This is a genomic window from Mediterraneibacter torques, from assembly GCF_044591705.1.
In the GTDB taxonomy this organism is placed as follows: domain Bacteria; phylum Bacillota; class Clostridia; order Lachnospirales; family Lachnospiraceae; genus Mediterraneibacter; species Mediterraneibacter torques.
Genome location: NZ_CP172594.1, coordinates 1,857,248 through 1,881,611 on the forward strand (window position 1 = coordinate 1,857,248; position 24,364 = coordinate 1,881,611).

The 24,364-nt window shown below is 42.8% G+C and carries 22 protein-coding genes; 2 read left to right on the plus strand and 20 right to left on the minus strand.

From position 1 onward, the window contains the following. Positions 1-11 precede the first annotated feature (11 nt). From mutY to ACH9UM_RS08740, 6 genes are all read right to left on the minus strand, one after another. Positions 12-1,805, minus strand: a complete 1,794-nt coding sequence (gene mutY, locus ACH9UM_RS08715) for an A/G-specific adenine glycosylase (RefSeq protein WP_238102272.1) — start codon at positions 1,803-1,805, stop codon at positions 12-14. 148 nt (positions 1,806-1,953) lie between these two features. Next, positions 1,954-2,778 (minus strand): amino acid ABC transporter ATP-binding protein, encoded by an 825-nt coding sequence (locus ACH9UM_RS08720; RefSeq protein ID WP_009243396.1) that lies wholly within the window; start codon positions 2,776-2,778, stop codon positions 1,954-1,956. After that, positions 2,762-3,472, minus strand: coding sequence for an amino acid ABC transporter permease (locus tag ACH9UM_RS08725; protein WP_004845924.1), 711 nt, complete (start codon positions 3,470-3,472; stop codon positions 2,762-2,764). The genes ACH9UM_RS08720 and ACH9UM_RS08725 overlap by 17 nt, the downstream gene beginning before the upstream one ends. 225 nt (positions 3,473-3,697) lie before the next feature. Beyond that, the gene (locus ACH9UM_RS08730) at positions 3,698-4,588 is read right to left on the minus strand and encodes an ABC transporter substrate-binding protein (protein WP_022003173.1); all 891 of its coding nucleotides are present in this window, start codon (positions 4,586-4,588) and stop codon (positions 3,698-3,700) included. Positions 4,589-4,803: 215 nt separating this feature from the next. Continuing rightward, positions 4,804-5,631 (minus strand): undecaprenyl-diphosphate phosphatase, encoded by an 828-nt coding sequence (locus tag ACH9UM_RS08735; RefSeq protein ID WP_004845926.1) that lies wholly within the window; start codon positions 5,629-5,631, stop codon positions 4,804-4,806. Then, positions 5,625-6,473, minus strand: coding sequence for a Cof-type HAD-IIB family hydrolase (locus ACH9UM_RS08740; RefSeq protein ID WP_022003172.1), 849 nt, complete (start codon positions 6,471-6,473; stop codon positions 5,625-5,627). Before ACH9UM_RS08740 ends, ACH9UM_RS08735 begins: the two co-directional genes overlap by 7 nt. A gap of 152 nt (positions 6,474-6,625) precedes the next feature. Here ACH9UM_RS08740 and ACH9UM_RS08745 point away from each other — a divergent pair, with 152 nt between their 5' ends. Further along, positions 6,626-7,690, plus strand: a complete 1,065-nt coding sequence (locus ACH9UM_RS08745) for a cell wall hydrolase (RefSeq protein WP_009243398.1) — start codon at positions 6,626-6,628, stop codon at positions 7,688-7,690. Between the two features lie 134 nt (positions 7,691-7,824). On the opposite strand, the gene ACH9UM_RS08750 is transcribed toward ACH9UM_RS08745, so the two are convergent. From ACH9UM_RS08750 to yedF, 9 genes are all read right to left on the minus strand, one after another. Next, complete coding sequence (locus tag ACH9UM_RS08750; protein WP_009243399.1) at positions 7,825-8,232, minus strand: hypothetical protein; 408 nt, start codon at positions 8,230-8,232, stop codon at positions 7,825-7,827. A gap of 111 nt (positions 8,233-8,343) precedes the next feature. Continuing rightward, positions 8,344-9,237, minus strand: a complete 894-nt coding sequence (locus ACH9UM_RS08755; RefSeq protein WP_400091101.1) for a DUF4340 domain-containing protein — start codon at positions 9,235-9,237, stop codon at positions 8,344-8,346. Continuing rightward, entirely contained in the window at positions 9,234-11,543 is a 2,310-nt protein-coding gene (locus ACH9UM_RS08760) for a Gldg family protein (RefSeq protein ID WP_004845931.1), read from the minus strand. Before ACH9UM_RS08760 ends, ACH9UM_RS08755 begins: the two co-directional genes overlap by 4 nt. Further along, positions 11,527-12,639: an ABC transporter ATP-binding protein gene (locus ACH9UM_RS08765; protein WP_009243628.1), complete on the minus strand. Its 1,113-nt coding sequence runs from the start codon at positions 12,637-12,639 to the stop codon at positions 11,527-11,529. The genes ACH9UM_RS08760 and ACH9UM_RS08765 overlap by 17 nt, the downstream gene beginning before the upstream one ends. A gap of 171 nt (positions 12,640-12,810) precedes the next feature. Further along, a complete protein-coding gene (locus ACH9UM_RS08770) occupies positions 12,811-13,047 on the minus strand; it encodes a DUF3343 domain-containing protein (RefSeq protein ID WP_004845934.1) in 237 nt (78 codons plus the stop codon). Positions 13,048-13,100: 53 nt separating this feature from the next. Beyond that, positions 13,101-14,237, minus strand: a complete 1,137-nt coding sequence (locus ACH9UM_RS08775; protein ID WP_022003170.1) for an aminotransferase class V-fold PLP-dependent enzyme — start codon at positions 14,235-14,237, stop codon at positions 13,101-13,103. Positions 14,238-14,255: 18 nt separating this feature from the next. Further along, positions 14,256-15,299 carry a selenide, water dikinase SelD gene (selD, locus tag ACH9UM_RS08780; RefSeq protein ID WP_227182484.1) on the minus strand — a complete coding sequence of 348 codons (1,044 nt, stop codon included), beginning with the start codon at positions 15,297-15,299 and terminating at the stop codon, positions 14,256-14,258. A gap of 215 nt (positions 15,300-15,514) precedes the next feature. After that, entirely contained in the window at positions 15,515-18,904 is a 3,390-nt protein-coding gene (locus ACH9UM_RS08785; protein WP_400091102.1) for a glycoside hydrolase domain-containing protein, read from the minus strand. Positions 18,905-19,150: 246 nt separating this feature from the next. Continuing rightward, positions 19,151-19,900, minus strand: a complete 750-nt coding sequence (yedF, locus tag ACH9UM_RS08790; protein ID WP_004845938.1) for a sulfurtransferase-like selenium metabolism protein YedF — start codon at positions 19,898-19,900, stop codon at positions 19,151-19,153. Between the two features lie 242 nt (positions 19,901-20,142). Here yedF and ACH9UM_RS08795 point away from each other — a divergent pair, with 242 nt between their 5' ends. After that, positions 20,143-21,003, plus strand: a complete 861-nt coding sequence (locus ACH9UM_RS08795; RefSeq protein ID WP_004845939.1) for a class I SAM-dependent methyltransferase — start codon at positions 20,143-20,145, stop codon at positions 21,001-21,003. On the opposite strand, the gene ACH9UM_RS08800 is transcribed toward ACH9UM_RS08795, so the two are convergent. The 5 genes from ACH9UM_RS08800 to ACH9UM_RS08820 form a co-directional block, all read right to left on the minus strand. Then, positions 21,004-21,729, minus strand: a complete 726-nt coding sequence (locus ACH9UM_RS08800) for an NAD-dependent protein deacylase (RefSeq protein WP_004845941.1) — start codon at positions 21,727-21,729, stop codon at positions 21,004-21,006. Then, positions 21,722-22,354: an HD domain-containing protein gene (locus ACH9UM_RS08805; protein WP_118188419.1), complete on the minus strand. Its 633-nt coding sequence runs from the start codon at positions 22,352-22,354 to the stop codon at positions 21,722-21,724. Before ACH9UM_RS08805 ends, ACH9UM_RS08800 begins: the two co-directional genes overlap by 8 nt. Before the next feature lie 81 nt (positions 22,355-22,435). Further along, entirely contained in the window at positions 22,436-23,014 is a 579-nt protein-coding gene (locus ACH9UM_RS08810; protein ID WP_004845944.1) for a DUF6465 family protein, read from the minus strand. Positions 23,015-23,227: 213 nt separating this feature from the next. Continuing rightward, positions 23,228-23,866 carry a trimeric intracellular cation channel family protein gene (locus ACH9UM_RS08815; protein WP_004845945.1) on the minus strand — a complete coding sequence of 213 codons (639 nt, stop codon included), beginning with the start codon at positions 23,864-23,866 and terminating at the stop codon, positions 23,228-23,230. A gap of 39 nt (positions 23,867-23,905) precedes the next feature. After that, complete coding sequence (locus tag ACH9UM_RS08820; protein WP_004845946.1) at positions 23,906-24,346, minus strand: MarR family winged helix-turn-helix transcriptional regulator; 441 nt, start codon at positions 24,344-24,346, stop codon at positions 23,906-23,908. Positions 24,347-24,364 lie beyond the last annotated feature (18 nt).

Here is a 24,364-nt window from a genome sequence, read left to right on the forward strand (position 1 = left end):
TCTCATACATTTCAAGAAAACCGAGTGTGCTCTACAAACTTATCAAATGCAGACGGCATCGCATACTCTTCCTCTAATTGTTTTATCTTTACAAATATATTTTCCGATCTATCCGCTCCGTTTTCCGCACACATTTGACCGACGTTTGGCGCCGACGTTTTTTCCAGTTCATCGACCAGCAGTTCATATCCTGTCATATGCCATTCTACATGGCTGAAAATATGTTTTGCCGTTCCAATCCGTTTTACACGTACCGGAGTCAGCCCTGCCGTCTGCGCATACCCGATCACTTCCTCTGTCCTGAGGTGCCCTTCCACATTCGGAAATTCATACATTCCGGCAAGGAGTCCTTTTTGAGGCCGTTTCCTGATTGCCACTTTTTCATTATCCCGAAAAATAAACACCGTCCTCTTTTCTATTCTTCTTGCTTTCGCCTTTTTCTTCACCGGGAAATCCATTTCCCGTCCTTCCTTATGTGCTTTGCACAGCGCTTCAAGCGGACAGGCGGCGCATTTCGGCTCTCCGTTCGGAACACAGACGATCGCTCCCAACTCAATCAACCCCTGATTAAAATCACCCGGCGCATCTTTCGGGATGATTTCTTCGATCAATTCTTCTACTTTTGATCTTACAGCCGCCGTTTTGATATCACCCTCATCTGCCGCAAGCCTCGATACTACGCGCAGAACATTTCCGTCTACTGCGGGTTTCGGAATGTGATAAACAAATGATCCGATCGCTCCCGCAGTATAATTTCCGATTCCCTTCAGCGAACGTATTTCTTCATATGATGAAGGAAACCTTCCTCCGTATTGTTCCATAATCTGACACGCCGCAGCTTTTAAATTGCGGGCCCGGTTATAATACCCCAATCCTTCCCACAGTTTCAATAACCTGTCTTCCTCGACAGATGCAAGTGCGCTCACATCGGGAAGTTCACTTAAAAAGCGCTCATAATAAGGCTTTACCGCCTCCACCCTCGTCTGCTGAAGCATAATCTCCGAAATCCACACTCTGTATGCGTTAATCCTCTTTCTCCACGGAAGATCACGCTTATTCTCACGAAACCACTCTACAAGAGGCCGGACAGATTCTTTTAAGATCGGATTGCCTAGAACGACGTCTACCGCATCGCTCAGCTCGATCGCATCGCTTGTCACATCACAGTCATAGGCAAGCACTTTTACACCTTCCTTTGCCGTCTTTTGAAGCGCTTCGGCAAATTGAGGATGTGTCTCTGTATTCGGCGTGAAATAACGCACGCCTTTCATCTGGATCACAAAAAACACATATGCCTCATATCCATTCTTCTTTGCATCGGAAAGCTCTTCCAGATGTTTTACGGCTCGTTCGCTTGGCGCATCCGGGAAGCGGCACACTCCGTTTTCTTCTAATGTCACACCTTTGATCTCAATAAAAATCTTTCGGATTCCCCCGTTTTGATCTTCCGCTTCCACATACAGGTCAAAACGAGAATTTTTGTATACGGTTTCAGGCCGGATCAAAGTCACATTTCCAAAAAGATTTCCCTGTTCAATCCATTCTTTTACAACCTTATTCGGAATCTGAGAGTCCATATTGATCATTCGACTGCCCTTTTTTACGGCAATCAAGTCCCACCTTGTCTTTCTGGACGGATTATCGCTTTCCTGAATATAAATATCTGCTCCCGGCCGAAGAAGCTCGGCGCATCTTCCTGTATTTTTCACATGAACCGTTTCCTTTTTCCCGTTTAATTCTGCATAGGCAATAAACCGGTTCGGACGTTCTATAAACTTCGCCTTATAAATTCGATCGTATCTCATTTTCCACCTCGCTTTAAATAAAAGCAAAAAGTCTGCTTCGGACTTTTCATTCTTTCAAAAACAAAAAGCAGAGTTTCTCATCCACCCTGCTTTTCATATGTTCTTCTGTGCACAGACATGTACACGTTTTTCAACTTACAGATTCTTTTTACAAAATCTTCGACAAAAATTCTTTCAGTCTCGGATTCTTCGGATTGCCGAAAAATTCTTCCGGTTCAGCTTCCTCAACAATCTGCCCGTCATCCATGAAGATCACTCTGGACGCAACCTCTTTCGCAAATCCCATCTCATGAGTGACTACAACCATCGTCATTCCTTCCTGAGCCAGCTTCTTCATCAACTCAAGAACTTCTCCGACCATCTCCGGATCAAGCGCCGATGTCGGCTCGTCAAACAGGATCACATCCGGATTCATTGCAAGAGAACGAATGATCGCAACTCTTTGCTTCTGACCTCCCGACAATGTAGACGGGTAAACGTCCGCTTTGTCTTCAAGTCCGATTCTTCCGAGCAGTTCAAGAGCCTGCTTTTTCGTCTCGCTTTTGATCTGTTCTTTTGTCGTTGTAATTGGGATAAGTTCTTCTTTTTTGCTTCGGAATATATTTTTAAACCGGATCATTCTGTTTTTATTTTTTGCTTTTTTCAGATCCTTGCACTGCAAATATGCCGGAGCCATCATTACGTTTTGAAGAACTGTTTTATTATTGAACAAATTAAAATGTTGAAATACCATACCCATATGGCGGCGATGCACGTTGATATCGACTTTCATATCCGCGATATCGACTCCTTTAAAAACAATGCTTCCGGATGTCGGATCTTCCATACAATTTAAGCAGCGCAGAAACGTACTTTTTCCGGAACCTGACGGTCCGAGCACCGCGACAATGTCGCCTTTATTGATCGTGATATTGATGCCTTTTAAGATTTCAAGATCACCAAAGCTTTTTCTAAGATTAATTACGTCTATCACTCTTCTTCAGGCTCCTTTCCAATAATTTTACAAGCAGTGTCACAACAAGGATCAATGCAATATAAATAAGCGCCATCACGAGATACGGAACCATGAATTCATAACTGTTTGTTCCGATATAGTTAAACGCCACATACAGATCCGCCGCGCCTACGAAACTTACAACCGATGTTTCTTTGATAAGCGCGATAAATTCGTTTCCGAGAGTCGGAAGAATATTCTTGACAGCCTGCGGAATGACAATCTTCATCATACTCGCCCCGAAACTTAATCCGACTGCACGTCCCGCTTCCATCTGTCCTGCGTCTACCGATTGGATTCCGCTTCGCATAATTTCCGAAATATATGCGCCGCTGTTCAATCCGAACACAAGCATCGCGACCTGAACTCCCGTTATGTTCCATCCGATGATCGGAAGAAGTACATAATAAAATACAAGAAGCTGCACAACCATCGGCGTTCCTCTGAACATCGCCACATAAACGCTGCATATACCGTTCAAAACTCTTGGGAGCACTTTATATTTCGGCAGCACCCTTGCCGTCGCGATAACAGTCCCGATCAAAATACCGATGACCAGACCGACAATCGCAATAAGGACTGTGTTCTGCAAACCTTGCACCACTTTTACATAGCCGTTTTGATCGATAAATATTTCTATAAACTTATCTACTTTTGCACTAAAATTACCCATTACTTTCCTCTTTGCTTTCTTCTCTCAAACGTCCAAAGAAAGGAAAACGCCGATATTTTCCGTTTTCGGAACATACCTGTATTTCCCTTTCTGATTTAATACTGTTTTCTATTCTTTTTGCAAAACTCTCAGTCCGAAATCATCCGCTCAATCGTCCGTTTCATTTCATACTGTTTTGAAATCCTCTTCTGTATTGCGCCGATTGCTCATTCTGCTTCCGAGAACTTATTGCATTGCATTAATCGCTTCTGTGATCGCTGTAGCCGGAGCTGCATCGATGATCACATATTTGATGTTTCCGTTCAGCATATCCTGAACCGCAAGTGATCCGCTCTTATACGGCTGGCATGTAGCCGGAAGTCCTTCAAATCCGAAAGCTTCGTCTCCTTCGATGTAGCTTTGCGCTGTCGTTCCCTGCTGTACGCCGATCTTATCTTCTTTTTTCAGTTCGCCAAGTTTTGCCGCAACTGCATCTGCATCTTTCAGATCGTCGAATGTATCGTCATCGCTCGGAACGATCAAACGCTGTGACGCCTGATAATATGTATCTGAGAATGTCACATATTGTTTTCTTTCATCATTGACTGTAAGTCCTGCGATAGCGATATCACATTTGTGCTGTCCTACAGAAAGACATACCGCATCAAAATCCATATTCTGGATTACAAGTTCTTTTCCAAGCTTTTCCGCAAGAAGAGCTGCCAGTTCCATGTCGATTCCGACATATTTATCGCCTTTTGTATACTCAAACGGCTCAAACGCTGCATTTGTGGCAACTACAAGCTGATCTTTCGACTCGTCAAGTTTTGCGGATTCTACTGCTGCCGGCTCTCCGCCGCCGAAATACTTGTCACAGATCTCATCCAGCGTTCCGTCTTCTTTTACTTCTTTTATAAATGCGTTTACCTGTTCAACAAGTTCCGGCTGATCTTTATCAATACCGAACGCATACTCTTCATTTGTAAGATCAACGTCGATCACTTTCGCCGTTTTCGCGCTGCTTCCTTTATCTTCTTCTTTACCGTCTTCTTTGCTTCCGCAACCTGCTGCCAGTCCGGCAACAAGCGCCGCACTTAAAACTACTGCTAAAAACTTTTTCATTTTCGTATTTTTCATTTTCGCACCCTCCGTTTATAATTCCATTGCTCAATGCTGAATAACCATGCATTCCATGCACTACATTCTAACACGTTCTGCATAAAAATCAAGCTCTTTTTTTAATTTTATGCATTCTGTTTCAGTTTTTATGTATATTATGCGTTACTTTATGCATAAATCTTCATTCTTTATACAGGTTTTTTGCAAAATACACATTTTCGCCGAAACAATTCTTATGCAAGCAGCGTCTTAATACCGAAGTAAAGAAGCACAATGACTCCCAGTACGATTCTGTAGTAACCAAACACTTTAAAATCATGTTTTCTGATATACTGCATGAGGAACTTGATCGCAAGGATGGAAACCGCAAACGAAACGACCGTTCCCAACAAAAGCAGAAATACCTGCATACCCGTGAAATTTAATCCGAATTTAATCAGTTTCAAAAAACTTGCGCCGAACATCGCCGGAATTGCAAGGAAAAATGTAAATTCCGCCGCAACTCCTCTTGATACTCCTATGAGAAGCGCTCCCACGATCGTCGCTCCCGAACGGGATGTTCCGGGGATCAGCGCCAATGCCTGAAATACGCCGATGATCAAAACCGTCTGTATCGTAAGCTGAGAAAGTTTTTCCACTTTCGGCTGCTTATCTTTCTGATAGTTTTCGATTACGATAAACAGAATACCGTAGATGATCAATGTCGCGGCAACAACATATGAATTGTTGAACTTTTCTTCTATAAAATCATTGAACGGAAGCCCGATCAGCATTGCCGGAATCGAACCTATGATCACTTTGACCCACAACTGGATCGTCAACATCTTCTGTTTCTGGGTTTTCTTCGGTGAAAACGGATTCAGCTTATGGAAATACATAACGACAACCGCCAGTATCGCTCCAAGCTGGATCACAACATAAAACATGTCAAGAAACGCCTGATTTTGTTTCAAATGCAGTAATTCTTCCAACAAGATCAGATGCCCCGTGCTGCTGATCGGCAGCCATTCCGTGATTCCCTCCACAATACCGAATATAATTACTTTTAATGCTTCTAACATCTTGCTTCTCCTCCTCCGAGAACAAATCTTTCAATCGCTTGCGCAACGCCGTCCTCTTCATTTGACAGTGTGATATAATCTGCAGCTTCTTTCACCTGCGGCTCTCCGTTTGCCATTGCGACGCCGAAACCGACTTCTTTCAGCATCACGGTATCGTTATCTCCGTCTCCGAACGCCATGATCTCTTCCCGCTTAATACCAAGCCTGCTTCCGAGATTGACAAGTCCTGTTCCTTTATTGACTCCCGCCGCGTTCACTTCTATATTATAACGAAGAGATCCGACCAGTTCCAAATCCTCATGACGGGCAAGTTCTTCCCACGCACGTTTTCTCTCGGACATATCCGCAAATAATGCCTGCGTTTTATCGAGACCTCTGTTTTCTCTGTCTACCAGTTCAAAAATATCATCCACCGGAATACGGGTTTTACGCATATATTCCCACATATTCGGATTTTTGTGATATCGTTCCACAAACTCCATTTTTTCTGCCGGAGCATATCCCTGTCCATCAAAATATACCTCTTGTAGAGTATCATATTTTCGACAAATTTCCAACGCCTTTTTCGCTGATTTGACAGACAACAGATGTTCTTCTATTACATTTCCCGTACGAGTGTCGATAATCCTTGCTCCATTAGACGTCAGCGCATAATCCATACCCGGAAATTCTCTCAATTCTTCCGGAACTCCCATCCACGGACGCCCCGTAGCTACAAGTACGACGATTCCGCTTCTGATCGCCTTTGCAAGAACTTCTCTTGTCCGCACAGTCAGTTCTTTTTTATCCGTCAGCAATGTTCCGTCCAGGTCAAGTCCGATCATTTTTATCTTATGCGTCATAGATATACCTCTTTCTTTTCCGTTCTGTCTTTCGCTGCTTTTAAAAGCGGCCTTCTCAGCCTTTATCATATCAAAGTTTGCCAAATAACGCAATTTGTAGTATAATGATTATTCAGCACTTAAAAAATGCTTCAAGAAAGGAATTTAAAGCTATGAAATTCTACAAAAAACGGTGGATACAATCAGGCATCATCCTGATCAGTTCTCTCGGAATTGTACTTTCAGTTTTTCCTTCATTTGCAGATGACAACATTGACAATTTAAAAGGACAGACTTCTGCACTCGAAAGTGAATTAGACGGTATCAACAAAGATATTCTCTCTTTGAGCGAAGAGATCTCTGCAACAGAAATGCAGGTTGAGATCTTAAACGGTGAGATTGCCCGTACTTCCGATGCACTTGTCGAAGCTGAAGAAAACGAAAATGAGCAGTATGAAAATATGAAATCCCGTATTAAATATATGTACGAACACGGGAACGCAACACTGCTTGAGATGCTCTTTTCGGCGGAAAACATGGCAGATTTTATAAACAAAGCTGATTTTATCGAAAATCTGAGCGAATATGACAAAACTGCCCTTGACGATCTGAAAAATATTTATAAAAATATCGAAGATCAGAAAAACACATTAGAAACTCAGCAGGATTCACTTCTTGATCTGAAAGATGAACTTAAGAAAAAACAGACGGAACTCCAGGAAAAAGCAAAGGCGACTTCAACAAATCTTACGGAAGTACAAGCCAAATTAGAAAAAGCAAAGGCTGAAGAGGCTGCCCGCCTTGAGGCAGAGCGACTGGAGCAGCTCCAGCAAAACGGCGGCTACGACGATACTATTACAAACAACGGCGGACAGATCGACGCTTCTGCGGATGACGTCACACTTCTTGCGGCGATCCTGCAGTGTGAAGCTCATCAGAACTATGATTCTCTGCTTGCTGTCGCAACTGTAATATTAAACCGTGTGGAAAGTCCTCGTTTTCCGAATACGATCAGAGGAGTTATCTATGCAAGCGGACAGTTTGAACCGGTATGGACAGGTCGTCTTGACGCTGTTCTGAAGAAAGGTCCGACCTCTTTATCTATGCAGGTTGCGCAAGATGCGATCAACGGCGCAAGACTTGCGGCAGTGGCAGACTGTTATTATTTCCTCTATGCAGGATCTACAAACCGACCGGGAGTCAACATCGGAAATAACCTTTTCTTCCCTAGCTGGTAAAGATATCGTTATTGAAACCGAAAACAAAATCCCCGTAACAACGAACTCTTCCAAAAAAGTCAGACTTTTTGGAGCAGTTCATTGTTACGGGGATTTCTTACTTTTCAGTTCTATATTTTCGTTGTCTGCACAGCTTAACTTTTCTTTATAAAAGTCGTACCGCACTTCGGACATCTTACTTCAATTTTCCCTTTGCCCTTCGGGATGCGGATTTTTTGTTTACATGACGGACATGTATAAATGTGGTACACTTTTCTCTGCTGCCAGATGTTTTTTTGATTCTGAAACCAATTTCTTATCTTGTATGTTTTCATAAGATATGCCTGATTTTCTGCGTACCGCTTCTGTACATTTCTTGAAAATATCCGAAAATAACAGTAGATCACGACTCCCCAGCCGAAAATATATAAAAGCATGCTCACCGCGGTTTCTCCGAAAAACGCCGATAAAAGAACTACCGCCAATCCCGTGATCAGAAGAAACTTCGATAATTGATCGATACCGTATCTGCCCTGCATAAAACGTATTAATTTTTCTTTCATTTCCATCCATCCTTCTGCATTAATGCCTTTTTGATATGAATAACATTCTCTCTCGTTTCTCCTGCAAAGTCAATTAAAAGAATATAAAATCTTACTGCTTATAACCTGTTTTTATTCTTCTTCATTTAATATATTTCCACATATTGCATCAGAAACCAGATACACAATCTTTGAATCATTTAACATCACATATCTGTCATCCCCGACCCGGTTTCCTATATATAATGTCAGTTTCTTTTCTTTTTCATCTTCCTGATAAGTCACTTCTACCGCAGCCCTTAAATCTTCATCCAAACCGTATTCTGATAATTCTTTTTCTTCTGCACAATAATCTGCCGTTGTGGACAGCTGCACAGCTCCAAGGCCTCCGGCTATTGCGATTATTTGTTCCGTCTGCGTCTCGTCTGCACTGTCATATACAACAGAATTTTTATTTTTCGTAATAACTGCCTTCTCAAGATTGCCACTTCCAATCGATGGATAGTCGTCAAGTTGTATCAGATCTTCTTCTGTATAATTTAAATCTTCAATGACCTGACTCGAAACAGTATAAATAGATTTTTCCCCTTCTAATGTTGCATAAATATTGTCCCCTGTATTATTTCCGAAATAAACAGAAATGACATCATCATTATCATCTGTATACTCGATCGTATAAATAGGAACATCCAAACCATAGTCTTTTGCTTCATCTGCATTTTTCAACTTCCGATTTGCAGAAATACTGCCAACCGTATCTGCAATTTCATTCATAATGCTTTGATTAATCGGAATATCATGATCTAAAGCATCATACCACACACCATTTTCTTTTTCAAAGTTCAACTCTCCATTTTCTATATTTAAAGCGATCTTTTTAATCTTATCTCCTTCTGTATCTGTAATTCGTATCATTGTATTTGCCTGTGCCTGTTCGCTTTGATTCCACGCGCGAACCCACATATATATACATATAAGCGCCACGAAAACAATTATGAGCAAACCTATTTTCCTTTTTTGTGTCATGCTTTTCTCCTCCTGTACCAAACAACAAAACCACTGATTAAAATCACTGCAGGTATTCCAAAAATCATCAGTGTTCCGAATAATCCGGCATGCTGAACAGCATTATATTCTACACTAAGGCTTTTGGCTTCGATTGAGACATTTTTCACATTTTCAAAATTTACTGCCATTATGTTCATAAACAACTGTGTATTTTCCAATTCCGTAAAGGTATCTATAATCTGCTCATCTATCAGACTTCCTGCAGCAATCACCGTCAATCTACTTTCCTTCTCTGTATCTTCCGTAATTTCTTCCGACGCTTCTGCATTTTCTTCTGAAATTTCTGTTTCTTCTGTCTCTGCGGAGATCTCGCTTACTGTTTCTGTCGCATATGCTCCAAGAATATATTCTCCCTGCTTTTGGTCTTGCTCCGTCACTGCAAATGCCTGATCAGACGTTGACATAAACGGAACCGTTGTAATCGTATCCCTTGCCGGATCGTTCACTGTCATCCCATGGGTATTCATAACAAGTGTCATTTCTGACTTAATCTGTTCTGCCAAATCACCGCTTACAGATAATTTGGGGAAAATGCAATAAGGATTATTTTGATAACATCTCGTCATATCTGCAATGTAACCGCCTTCCATCGTCATGCCATATTCAGACAAAATACTTATCAGGTTCGGGAGCTTTTCCCCTTCTGTTTCTCCTAATAGGACGGTCACCTTTCCCCCTTGCTGCAAATACAGCTGCAACATTGTTTTCTCATCTTCTGTCAGATCAGAAGTTACTGCGTTCACAATAAGAAGATCACAATCATCCGGTACAGATGTTGACATAAGTAAATTAACTTCCGACAACTCATATCCATTTTTATTCATCAATTCCGTTATCGTTTCAGCAAGCTCTTGTTCCCCATGTCCTGTTGACAAATAAACTTTCTTTGTCTCCTCGCCTGTCACATAATTCAGTGCACTTGTGAGCTGTCCTTCTCCGTCAAATGATGTATACGATGTACTTCCATAATAATAGTAGGAATATTGATCCATCACCAAAATATCATCAAAAGAAACCGTCGTATTTTTTCCTGTTTCTTCACAGGAAATCACAATCGTATTTTCTGTAGTTTCATATTCTGACAAAACCGACGGATGAAGAACAGGATCTATCCACTCCATATGTATTTTATTCGATAAAGCCGCATATTTACTCAAAAATGTAACGATTCGTTCATCTGTATTTTCTTTTACGGCAATTATCTTCATCGATATTTCTTTATCCATTTCTTTCAGGAAATCTTCTGTCGTATCTGAAATCTCGTAAATTTTTGTATTACTCACATCTATCTTTCGGAATTTTTCCGGTATCTGGCATGCAATCAAGTTTATGACAACTGTAATTGCAAGAAAAACCGCTGTCATCGTCACGCTATACGCTCCATGTTTTTTTGCCGCACTTTCCCAAAGTCGTCTTCTAATCGACTGAACTGTCAAAAATAAAAATAATGTGATCATCGACAAGTACAATACAATTCCGCTCACATCTACAATACTATTTTGTGTAATATCGGTAAAAATATTTGTCAGAGCGAACCCGCCCAAAGACTCTGTAAACAGATTTTCATAAAGCGTCTCTTTCAGAAAATACACTGCTATCGCTACTGCCACTCCGACACAGCCCACTCCTCCCGCAATCGAAAAACTGTTCGTCATTCTCCATATGTAGAAAGCTGCCAGCAAAATAAGCAAAATTATAAACACAAGTCCGCTCATCGCCGTATTTGGAAACAGAGATAAGATACCATCCCATAAATATAGAATCAGAAAAATACCAAACGTCCCTATATACGCAATAATTTGACTTTCTGTAAGCGCTGATAAAAGCATTCCTATAGCTGCAAAAACACAGCCGAGCAGGAAGAACATCAAAATCGAAATATAATCAACTGTCAAATACGCCGTCCCCTGCAATTTAATGATAAGAGGGAAAATACAAAATATAAGATTCGGGATTGCAATTACCGTCACCATCGCCAGGTATTTTCCAACCACAACTTTCCACAAACTCACTGGCGCTGTCAACAGAATCTGATCTGTTTTATTCTTTCTCTCTTCTGCAAATGAACGCATCGTAATCAAAGGAATCCCTACAATAAATACGATCAACGATCCTGAAAGTGTATAAGAAAAATACGGATATCCTGTTGTCATATTATACGCCATGAAATAAATTCCAGTAAATGCAATAAGAAAGGCAATAAATACACACCCTATTATAGACTGAAAATACGCTTTTAATTCTTTTTTATAAACCGCCTTCATCCTCTTTTCCTCCCTCTGTATTCATCTCACATTTTCTGGTTTCCACTCCTATCTGTTTCTCTCCCGGTCGGCTTTCTTTCACCCGTCCGTCCTTTACCTGTCTATCTTTCACAAGCGATTCTTCGATTTGCATATTTCTTTCTATATTATCGTTCTGTGTCAATTTCATAAACGCTTCTTCCAAACTCGTTTCAGGCGCCGACAATGAATATAATGTTTTTTTCTCTTTCGCAAATTCACAGAAAATCTCTTCTCTTACTTTTCTGTTATTCTGACTGCTTTTATCTCCAGTCACTTTTACCTGTACATAAGTACACTTTTCTCCTTTCACACGCATCTGCATCGCACAAACTCCGGGAATCCTCCCCAGTATTCTATGAATTTCCTCCTCCGAAGCCGATGTTTCTAATTCAATCACATCGTGAAACCCTATCATCTTCTCCAAGTTTTCCAGCGTATCCTGTGCTACCAGCTTTCCTTTAGAAATAATCAGAATATAATCACATACTTCTCTGATCTCCGTCAATATATGCGAGCTTAAAATAACCGTATGGTTCTCAGCCAACTTACGGATTAAATCTCTCATCTCTATAATCTGTTTCGGATCCAATCCAACGCTTGGTTCATCAAGAATAATCATATCCGGAAATCCTAAAATTGCCTGTGCCAGCCCTACTCTCTGACGATAGCCTTTTGAAAGATTTCGAATCAAGCGATGTTCCACATCCTGAACCTTTACCATTTTTTCTGCTTCATCAACAGCTTCTCTTCGTTGAGATTTTCTAATTCCTTTCAGCTCTGCTGCAAAATCCAAATATTCCCGCACAGTCATATCCATATAAAGAGGTGGATGTTCCGGCAAATATCCGATATATCTTTTGGCTTTTTCAGGTTCTTTCAAGATGTCATATCCATTAATCAGCACTTCCCCCTGAGTTGCCCCCATGCATCCTGTCATAATGTTCATTGTAGTAGATTTTCCTGCTCCGTTGGGACCCAAAAAACCGTAAACCATTCCCGGCTTAATCTGAAAGTCCAGGTGATCTACGGCTAAATGATTTCCATATTTTTTTACCAAATTTTTTACTTCTATCAAAATGATATCCTCCTAACTTTGTATTCTTTCTGTGGATTTCTGCACTCCCCTCTATCTGTGACATATACTTTTTCAATATACTTTAATCTTATTTCCACATATTTCATACAATATATTTGTTTAAGACGATATCAAACCTATGTGAATCTTTTGTGGTAGAACTGTGATATTTTATAACATACATTCATGCACAGCCTGCGGAGTTATATCCCCCTCCTCCATCACTTTCAAAAGATGTTCCCTCTCTTGCGGCAGAACGCACCATGCAAGTCCGCATCCGGCCGAGATCGTACCCGGAACAGGAATCAGTCTGCCCGGTTCTTTTCTCTTTTTACAGTACCGTTCCATTGCCATCGCATCCGTTGTCGTATGAAAAGTGATCACAATTTTTTTCTCTCGTTTTTTCATCTTCTCCCCCGTTTCTTATGATTCCATAACACCTTGCCCCGCGCCTGTTCTTCTTATTCCTCAGCAAGCTCTTTTACGGCGCGGATTGCCTCGTCAATTTCCTCTTCCGTATTATAATGGGAAAAACTGAATCTGACCGCACCCTGTATCTTTGTTCCAAGCGCTTCATGCATCAACGGCGCACAATGCGCTCCGGACCGCGTAACGATCCCATATCTGCCGCTTAATTCATCGCTTATCTCTGCCGAATCATAATCGCCGATATTCAAAGAAACGATGGCTGCCCTTCTGTCCGTCCGAAAGTCTCCGTACACTTTCACATTCGGAATTTCAGCGACTCCGTTATAAAAACGGCGCATCAGCTCCAGTTCTCTTTTCCGCAGGCGTTCCATCCCTTCTCTTTCCAAAAATGACAATGCCGCCCGAAGTCCCGCGATCCCGTGACCGTTCAGCGTCCCGGCTTCAAGCGCTTCCGGCATCTGCGACGGATGATGCATATTATAAGAATCTATCCCGCTGCCGCCTGACAAAAGCGGACGGATCTTTACCCCGCTTTTTACATACATACCACCTGTTCCCTGCGGTCCCATCAGTCCTTTATGTCCGGTAAAACAAAGGACGGAAATCCCATATTTTTGTACATCGATCTCCCATACTCCCGCGGTTTGGGAAGCGTCAACAATAAAGAGAATACCATACTTTGCCGCAATCTTTCCGACACTCTCCAAAGAGATCATATTTCCGGTCATATTTGACGCATGAGTACATATGATCGCCCGTGTATTTTTTCTGACTGCCTTTTCCATCTCTTCATATGAAATGTTAGCATATTCGTCGCATGTAAGAATTGTCATCTCCACACCTTTCCTGCGGCATTCATACAGCGGGCGCAGCACGGAATTATGTTCCAGCACCGTTGTGATGACATGATCTCCCGGATCAAGTATTCCCTTGATTGCAATATTCAGCGCCTCTGTAGAATTTGCGGTAAACACAATCTCACTCGCATTTTCGGCATGAAAAAGCCGTGCCAGCGCTTCTCTTGCATCGTAGACTGTTCCCAATGCCTTAAGCGCCGGCTCCGATGCCCCTCTTCCGGAATTTCCCATCTGCCCAAACGCCGCTATAACAGCTTCCTGTACTTCCTTTGGTTTGTGCAAAGTCGTAGCGGCATTATCCAGATAAATCATTTTGTCTCTCCTCCTATATTAACGGATATATATTTTTGCTTCTTCACATTCGGAGTCTATTACTTTTCCGACAACCGACACTTTTGTTTCCATCTGTGCTTTATCAAATTCTTCCAAAATCGCATCTTTTTCTTCTTCCGGAACTGCCGCCAGCAAACCGCCGGAAGTCTGCGGGTCACTGAGCAGATCTACATACATCTCATCGGTATTTCCCGCTTCAAGAAGCTGTGCGACATGATTTCTGTTGCGATATGCTCCCCCGGGAATAAGTCCCATCTGCGCATATTCCTTTGCCCCTTCAATATAGGCGATATCTTTTGGCCAAAGCTCTATCTTCGCTCTGCTCGCCGAAGCCATTTCCCCGCAATGTCCGAGAAGCCCGAACCCGGTAACGTCTGTACATGCATGGATCGTAAACTTGTCCAGTATTTCCCTTGCCTTTTTGTTTAACTGCGTCATCACGGCAACCGCTTCTTTCCCGGCAGCTTCCGAAGCCATCTGTGCTTTGACCGCCGTATTGACGATTCCGCTTCCCAGTTGTTTCGTAAGGATCAGAACATCTCCTTTTTTACATCCGAAGTTTTTATAGATGCGATTCGGATGAACAAGTCCCATAACCGACAGTCCGTATTTCGGAACGTCATCTTGTATCGAATGTCCTCCAACAAGGACAGCTCCCGATTCAAGAACCTTTTCCGCGCCTCCTTGCAGAATTTCCCCTAAATAATCCGGATCCAGTTCCCCGGGAAAACAGACGATATTCAACGCGATCTTCGGTTCTCCTCCCATCGCATATACGTCGCTTAGCGCATTCGCAGCCGCAATCTGTCCGAACGTATAGGGATCGTCTACTACAGGCGTAAAAAAATCCAGTGTCTGTATCACTGCCGTATCGTCCGAAAGCTTATATACGGCCGCGTCATCCGAAGTTTCAAAACCGACAAGCAGGTTGTCCTCATGAAACTTCGGAAGCCTCCCAAGCACTTTCCCAAGCGTATCAGGACCGATTTTTGCAGCACAGCCGCCGTGTTTTGCAAATTGTGTTAAATGAATCTTCTCCATCTTCCTCATCTCTTCTTCCTCCGAAAAAATCCATAATAGTCGTTTTTATTATGACTCAAATCTACCTGTTTAACAACTGTTTTGTAGATTTCTAAAGCAGACCAAAAAAGAATCTTTCGGACTTCATCCCTCCACCGTTACAAAAAGAACGAAAGATCCGTCTCCGACTCTTTCGTTCTTTTCCTCTGTTTTCCGAAATCTACTTTAGAAAACGATTATTTTATTGTTCTGCGTCTGCGATATGCAAAGAACACACCTGCTCCCGAAAGAACTGCGCATCCAAACAGAAGCGCTGCGTTTGTCCGATCTCCTGTCTGAGGAGTCGTCTTATCCGGTTTTGTCTGCTCCGGCTGTGGTTGAACCGGCTGCTGCTGATTCGGATCTTTCACCTTCTCAAGTTTAGCAACTGCCGCATTCAATACGTTTAATGCGTTGTCTACTTCTGTCTGAGCTGCATCTTTATCAGCCGCTGTTTCTTTTGCCGCATTCAACGCCGTCTCAAACGCTTTCCAACTTTCTGCTGTGTAATCTTCTTTTTTCAAAGCTTCTGCATCTTTAATCGCCGCATTAAGCGCTGTTTTATCTGCGCTTTCCGGCTTCGGATTCGGGTTCTCCCTCTCCGCAACGTTTCTTGCCAGCGCGTTTGTCGCATCTAAAGCGCGCTCTGTTTCAGAATGAACGAGCATACGGTCTTTTTCGGATGCCGCCACCGCAGAACCTTGATATGTTCCTTTCTGCGGTTTTGCCAAATGCTCTACAACATCTGTCAATTCTGTTTTTTCTTCTGCTGTCGCGCTTTCACTGTTCAACAGATATTTTGCTTTTGCCACATCACGGATACCTTGTTTGAACAATTCATAACGCGGTGTGCTGTAGAAGGAAGCGTTAAAGTCCTCTCCTACCGCTTCTCTTTCCATCGGATAAATGAACCATCCGTCGCCCGGCTCCCAGTAACGGTAAGTTGCATCGCCGTGCATATCGTATACATAGTTATCCCATGCCCAACGCATATAGCCGTCTGTTCCTAATGTCATCGTGTACCAGATATCCCAATAGTTGTCGCCCGGATCACTGATCATAAAGTTACTCGGATAATCTCCCGTACATGTGTACATCGTTGTCGTCAGACCTAAGTCTCTGCGGTGATCTGACAGATCGTTCATCTGCTGTACGTTTCCTGTGTTTCCGAGATTGATCGAAATATCATCGATACGGTCTGTAAACTCATAATATTCCGGAGCTGCATAGTTCAGCGCCGAAGAGATCTTAAAGTGGTTTCCATCTTCGTCTTTCACTGATTCGATCATCTCAACCGCTGGTTCAAGCTGATCGAGCCCTCTTTCGTCCATTGAAATATAAGTGATGTCAAACCATCCCATTTTTTTGGAATGTTCCATAAAATCTTTTAAGAACGGTTCCCACATCTCTTTCCACTTTGCAGTTCCCGGATTGTGTGATTCTTTCACTACTTTGCCCTGCGCTTCATCATAGTAAGCGATCTGATTGTTCCACGGAACGATACTGTAACACTTGATCTGTCCGATTCCGTTTGCAGGATCTAAAACTTTGCACTCGATCATGAAATTGATCCATGCATCATACCAATCATAATCAAATTCCCATGTTCCGTCCGCTTTCTTCGTCCATTTTACCATCGAAAGATCGTTATAATATGACTGATGATTCCATGCCTCTTCTACGACATTGGCAACTACGTCATGACCTCCGATCGAAACATACTCTTTGATCGAGTCTCTCATCAAATTAAAATGTTTTTCTGTAAAATAGAAATCTTCCCGCACCTCGTTTGTGATGCCGCCCGACGGATTTTCACCTAAACCTAAATAATAATTCGCAACTGAAAACGGATGCTGCCAAACTTGCAGTTCTGTTGCCTCCGGCGCCGGCTGTACAAGGTTCAGCACTTCGATGTTGTACGTAAGCTCGAACGGCTTGTCTAATTCGTCCGCCGAAACCGTAATCGTACCTGTATAATTTCCTGCCGCTGTATCTTTCGGAATCGCGATATTTACCCATGCAAACTGTACATCTTGTGCATCGATATCTTTCTTCCCGCCTTTGTAGATCACATCCGGATAATTTTTTGTCTGCCCCTGTGCGTTACGTCCTTCTTTTGCCGCAATTTCTTTGAGCCATTTAATATCAATATTGTCTTTTGACAAAACCTGTCCCTTTTCATTCTTGAAATCGCTTGCTGTAACCTGAACATTGTGAACGTCTTTTTCTGTCGTCACGACAATTTTAGAATTCAGTTCATCATTCAACCAGGCTGTTCCGTTATAAACGCTTCCGTTTCCTGCTTTCAGCTTATCATAATCAAGCTCTGTCTCTAAGAGTTTTTCATTGCCTACATATGCGTTCATAAATGCCAGAGCCGGATCGACTGTAATCTTAGCTTCTGCTAAAACACTGTTGTCTTCAGCGCTTGCCGCTGTGACAGTAACTGTCTTTTTCACATCGATCTCTTTTGCGGTCAGTTTTCCATCGTTTACTTCTACAACACTGCTGTCGCTGCTTGTCCACACAAGCTTCGCATTTGCATTCCACGGAATGACAGACGCCGTAAGCTCTGATGAAGCGCCGGGTGTCATCGTCAGCTCCGTCCGGTTCAATACGATCGAATCAGGCACAGTAATTTCATCGTGAAAAACAACGATCTTATCAAGCTGTATTACTTTGCCTTCAATGCTTTCTCCCTCTTTCGGAACGACACGAAGCGTATGCTTTGTATTCGCAAGATCTTTTTTCTCAAATAATTTCTGTTTGTGCATTGCTCCGGCATTTTGTGCCGCCAGTTCTCCGACTTTCACATCGTCGATATAAACGTCGCAGTTCATATGAACTGTATTTTTGCTGGCATGGATCTCTACTCCGGTTCCAGTAAAGATCATCTCATAAGACACATCAACGCCTTTTGCGCTGTAATGCTCTGTTCCGTTATAAAACAAATTTCCGTTGCCGCTTCCCGCAGTCCAAGCGCCTGCCGGCTCGTACTGGATCTTGAAGGGCTCATGATTTGTTGTAAAAACAGCATCGTCAACTTCTGTATATCCCGGAAATTCCGGCTCGGCAATCTCTGCCTCAAATGCTTTTGCATACACAAACTGTACGCCATAAATGCTTCCTGTCCCTGTAGAAGCTTCATTTCTTTTTTCTAAAACTGTGATATGAGCTGTATGATTTCCTGCCGCAAGCGTTTTGCTTTCAAACAATTTTGCCTCCGGTTCTGTCACTGCGGCATAGGCGTCGCATTCTACTGCCTCGCTTCCGTCAATGCTCACGCTGAACATTGCATGATTTGCAGCTTTTTTACCGTAAAGCTCCAGTTTTGTTCCGTTGAATGTAATGTCCAATGTCGCGCCTGCCGTGTTGCTCCAGTGCTCTGTAACGGAAGCGTCGCCCGCTCCCGCCGATTCCCATCCGCCGTTATTTGCATTACCGTCTGAATATACAAAACGTGCGTCTGTATCATCGATGATCTCGAAATCATCTGCTGCCGCATTTACGACAGACGGCGCAACCAAAGTGATGACACAGCAAAAGGCAAGCAGCCATGACATTACCAGTTTTTTGGTCTTTTTCATTTGTCTTAATACCTCCTCATTATGTAGGGGATATCTGTATTTTTGTTTTCCTTTTCCCCATGTAAACTTACTCAACTCAAAAGCTGCATTTCGGGACAAAACATGCCGCTTTCCTATGAGCTGTTATCGTATTGTATCAAACTTTTGCAATACTGTCCTTACACTTTTATCTATCCGTTTATACTTTTTGCCATTCTTTCTTTTTCACCCATAATAAATATTTTTCCTTATGTCCTTCTCCTGTCGTTACGGAGAAACAACGCTGACTGCGTTTTGAAGAATTTCTGCAATCGTATACATATTTGTCACTGCTCCGACTGCCAGTTTTTCCTTTAATCCGTAAAAGTCAAGACATGTGCCACACGTCAGTATCTCGACGCCTTCTTTTTCCAAAATCCTGATATCTTCTAGGCAGTCCGAACCTTCCACCGTAAGTTTCGCGCCTCCGTTGTAAAAAAGGATTTTATCCGGAAGCGTATCAAGCTGCGTCTCCGCAAAAAAGAAACTCTTCATTAAAACTGCGCCCAGCTCATCATTTCCGCTTCCCATTTTATCAGAAGAAACCGCAACGACCGTTCCGATACATGTCGCGCATCCCGCAGATGATAACTGCACTTTGTTCATCCCCTGCGCACTACTGTTACTTCCATTTTCTGCTGCCGGATTGTGATCCGATTCGCCTGCTTCTTTCCCCCCACCTTCTGCCTGCGCCCGGCTTTCTTTTCCTGCGGTCTGTCCTTTTTGATCGCTTTCTGATACAGCCGCGTTCTTCTCTTCTACCGTAATCATCACTTTGTATTCCCGGTCGCTGATCTTTTCCGATTCCGCTGACGCGCCGCTGCTTTTTGCCATCTTCATGACATTTTTCATTGCCGTCTCGTTATCTACAAGCACTTCTATCTGTCCTGCTCCCTGTAATTTTCCAAGCGCTTTTTTTGTTTTCACTACCGGAATCGGACAGTGATCTCCCATTGCATCTACTGTCATTTTCACCATAAGACATCTCCCTCAAAATTTTATTTCTTATTTTATATTGTATCATGAATCATGCCGTATTTCACTTTGAAAATTCAAGTTGACGAAATCCACAGACAGTAAAAGCTCAGCCTGTGCATTCGTAAAACCGCGCTGCATGGCTGAACTGTTACAATTTAGATTGTTTTATGCTTTCCTGTTGTACATGCTTGTGGTAAACTATAGCTATATTCGCACACACTGTATGGAGAAAGGATATTATTATGTGGATTGCAGACAACTGGAAAGATTATGAAGTTATAGATTGTTCTAACGGAGAAAAACTGGAACGATGGGGAGATTATCTTCTTGTTCGCCCCGATCCTCAGGTAATCTGGAACACGAAAAAGAATCATAAAGGATGGAAACAGATGAACGGCCATTACCACCGCAGTAAAAAAGGCGGCGGGGAATGGGAATTTTTCAGTCTGCCTCAGCAGTGGCAGATTCACTATGGATCTCTTACATTTAATTTGAAACCATTTAGTTTTAAACATACCGGACTCTTTCCCGAACAGGCGACAAACTGGGATTGGTTTTCGGAAAAGATCCGAAACGCGGGACGCCCGGTAAAAGTTTTGAATCTTTTTGCCTATACAGGCGGCGCAACTCTTGCGGCAGCGGCCGCCGGAGCGCATGTCACCCATGTGGACGCCTCAAAAGGCATGGTCGGCTGGGCGAAAGAAAACGCAGTGTCTTCCGGGCTGAAAGACGCTCCGATCCGCTGGCTTGTCGATGATTGTGTAAAATTTGTCGAACGGGAGATCCGCCGCGGCAATACTTATGACGCGATCATCATGGATCCTCCGTCTTATGGCCGCGGTCCGAAAGGCGAAATATGGAAGATCGAAGATATGATCCACCCGCTCATCAAACTTTGCACAAAGATCTTGTCTAAAGACGCCCTTTTTTTCCTTGTCAATTCCTATACGACAGGGCTTGCACCCGCTGTACTTACGTATATGATCTCGACAGAACTAAAGCCATGGAACGGCCATGTAGAGTCGCAGGAAATCGGACTTCCTGTCACTGATTCGGGACTTGTCCTCCCATGCGGCGCATCCGGACGATGGGAATCTGACTGATCACACTTTTATCCGGCTTAATATTTCTCCGATCGGAGCTGAAATCGTCAGTTCTGATCGGATATTTTTTGCCGTTTCTGATTTATTGATCACCGCAAGACGGCTTCCTCTGAAATAATCGATAAATCCTGCTGCCGGATAAACTACGAGAGACGTGCCTCCGATAAGCAGCATATCTGCAGACGCGATCGCCTCCACAGCGCCCCGGATCGTCTCCTCATCAAGACCTTCTTCATAAAGGACAACATCTGGTTTCACGACGCCCCCGCAGGAGCATTTCGGAACACCTTCGCTTTTTTTGACATATTGTGCATCATAAAATTTCCCGCAGTTCATACAATAATTTCTGTGAATGCTGCCATGCAGTTCATACACTCGCTTACTTCCTGCCAACTGATGCAGACCGTCTATATTCTGCGTAACGACAGCCGTAAGTTTTCCCGCCCGTTCCAGTTCTGCCAATTTCAGGTGAGCCGCATTCGGCTTTGCATCAAGAATCATCATTTTTTCTTTATAAAATTCATAAAATGCTTCAGGATACCTCATAAAAAACGTATGACTTACAACCTGTTCAGGTGAAAAACGATACTTCTGATGATAAATCCCATCCGCACTTCTAAAATCCGGTATTCCGCTTTCTGTCGAAACTCCCGCTCCGCCGAAGAAAACGATACTTTCACTTTCTTCAATCATCTTTTGCAGCCGCTCTGTTTCCCGCTCATACATTTTTCAAATTTCCTTTCTCAACATGTTTATCCATAATTTCAAGCATTTTTTCCCATACGATATCCGACGTATCCGCAATCCGCTCATTTCGCTTACACACCTGAGCCTTATGCACTCCATGCTCTGCCCAGCTTTTCCCGTCTGATGCGTCATTTAATAAAAGCGGCTGGAAATTATCGAGCAAATGAGCGAATTTTGCATCCTCTGTACTATATTCTTCAAATTCATCCCACAAACTTCTGAAATACGTTCCCTGATCTTTTGGAAGAATACCGAAAATACGCTCTGCCGCTTTTAACTCCCTCTCTCTTTTTGACTTGGCGCCCTCGGAATCGTATGCATAAGTATCACCCGCATCTATCTCGACAAGATCATGGATCAGTACCATGACGATCACTTTCATCAGATCAACAGGCGCGTCCATATGCTCTTTCAAAAGTATCGCAGACAATGCCAGATGCCATGAATGTTCCGCATCGTTTTCTTTCCGGCTTCCGTCGGCAAGATATGTCTGCCGAAAAACGCTTTTCACTTTGTCCGCTTCAATAATAAAACGGATCTGCTGTTCAAGCCGTTTCCTTTGTTCTTTCTTCTCCGTCATCTTACTTTTCGTATTTTCGCTCATGCCATACGCCTTCCTTTCTCCTCATATAAATAAAAAACCTCCCTGCCGGGGCAATCCCGCTACAGAGAGGATAGCAGACTTTTACAGATCGACTTTACCTGTCGTATCGCCGTTAATTACATAATAAGCTGCTGACTCTTCCGGCTTCAGATAGATCTTAACATCTTTCATATCGCCGACTTTATTTTTCAAAACTTTTGACCAAACATATTTTATTTTGTCAAAAATCTCTTTGTCTGTATATTCTTTTCCCGCAAACTGAAGAAACATCTCTGTTTTCAGTTCCGCTTTCTTAGATGCCGCCTTTTTCACCGGCGCTTTTTTCTCTGCCTTTGCCGGAGCTTTTACTGATTTTTTTACAGCTGCCTTCTCTTCTGTCTCCGGTGTATCTACCAAAACTGCCGCTTTTGTCTCAAGCTTTTTCGTTGTGTCTTTCTTGGTCTCAATCGCTTTCGCTGCTTCTTTCTTTTCCGGCTCTGCTTTTACAGGAGCTTTTTCAGAAGCTTTCACTTCTGCCTTTTCCTCTGCCTTCACAGCTGTTTTCTCTTCTTCCTTTACTGCTTTCGCCGCTGTTTTAGCCGCCTTTGCAGGCTCCGCTTTGATCGCATTTGCTATTTTAGCCGCTGCCCTTGATGTCGAAGTTGTTTTCTTTACTGCCATACTTGTTCCCTCCTAAAATAATACAACCAAGTATTTCCGATACCGCTCTCTAATCCTGTTCAGTATCACTTATTCAACCCAAATCAAAAAGTTTCATAGGGGATTGTACCTCATTTTTCAGAAAACGTCAAATTTTTATCATTCTTGCTGTAATTTCAGTCCGCCTTCACTGTAATTTTCTTATCATCCGGCTATTTTCCGAGATGAAAAACCTTATGATACACGCATCAGATTCCACCTGAAATGAGCTGCCAAAAAACGGAGCAGCACCGTTGCCGCCAGTCCTAATATCGTACCGTAAGCTTCTCCGAATGCCGTTCTTCCGACTACACAGACGATTCCTCCCGCAATCGCAGCGCATGCGTAAATATGCTTTACAAGAATATACGGAGTCTCGCCTGCCATAATATCACGAAGCACCCCTCCTCCTACTCCTGTAAGCGTTCCGATAAATACAAAGAAAAACACATTTTCCCCGCCGACGGCCCGCACCGCCGCCTGTATCCCCACTACTGTAAATATTCCAAGTCCTGCCGTATCGCACCAGAACATCAGCTTATCATAATAATCTGTCTTTACCCGAGACTCAAAAGCCGTCGGTTTCGCATATGCGATCACAAAAAGAATCGTCGATGTCAGCGCCGCCACAAGAACATAGACCGGATGCGAAAACGCCCCCGGCGGCGTCAATCCGAGTATGATATCCCGCATGATCCCGCCACCTACCGCAGTTGTCGCCCCGAGCACATTTACCCCGAAAATATCCATCTTTTTTTCTATGGCGATCATTGCTCCCGAAGAAGCAAACGCTACTGTTCCGATCAATTCCAAAATAAAAATAAATTCATCCATACCACAAATCCCGCCTTATCAGATTTCCGTTTTCCTGTGTTATGACTGATAACTTCTGAAAAATGCAGAAATATCTTTAAGCATTTTTACAAGTGCGTCAATTTCTTCGTCATCCAGCTTTTCTATCACGGCGTTGGTCATCTGACGATGGAACTGCTCGTGATGATAAAAAGCTTTCTCTCCTTTTTCCGTAAGCGCTATATATACGACCCGTCTGTCCTCTTCACTTCTTTCCCTCTTCACATATGCCTTTCTGACAAGCGCATTGACCGCAGTTGTGAGAGACCCCGCCGTGATCTTCAGCTTTTTAGCTACGGATGACATTGTATTTTCACCGGATAATCCGATTGCTTCTATGATATGCATATCATTATTTGTAATGTCTTTAAATTCTTCGGTTATGATCGCTTCTTTTTCTAATTCCCATATTTCATTAAACAGATTTACAAGCGTATCATTAATTGTTCTGTACGCATCCATCGGACCTCCTCCTTTTCC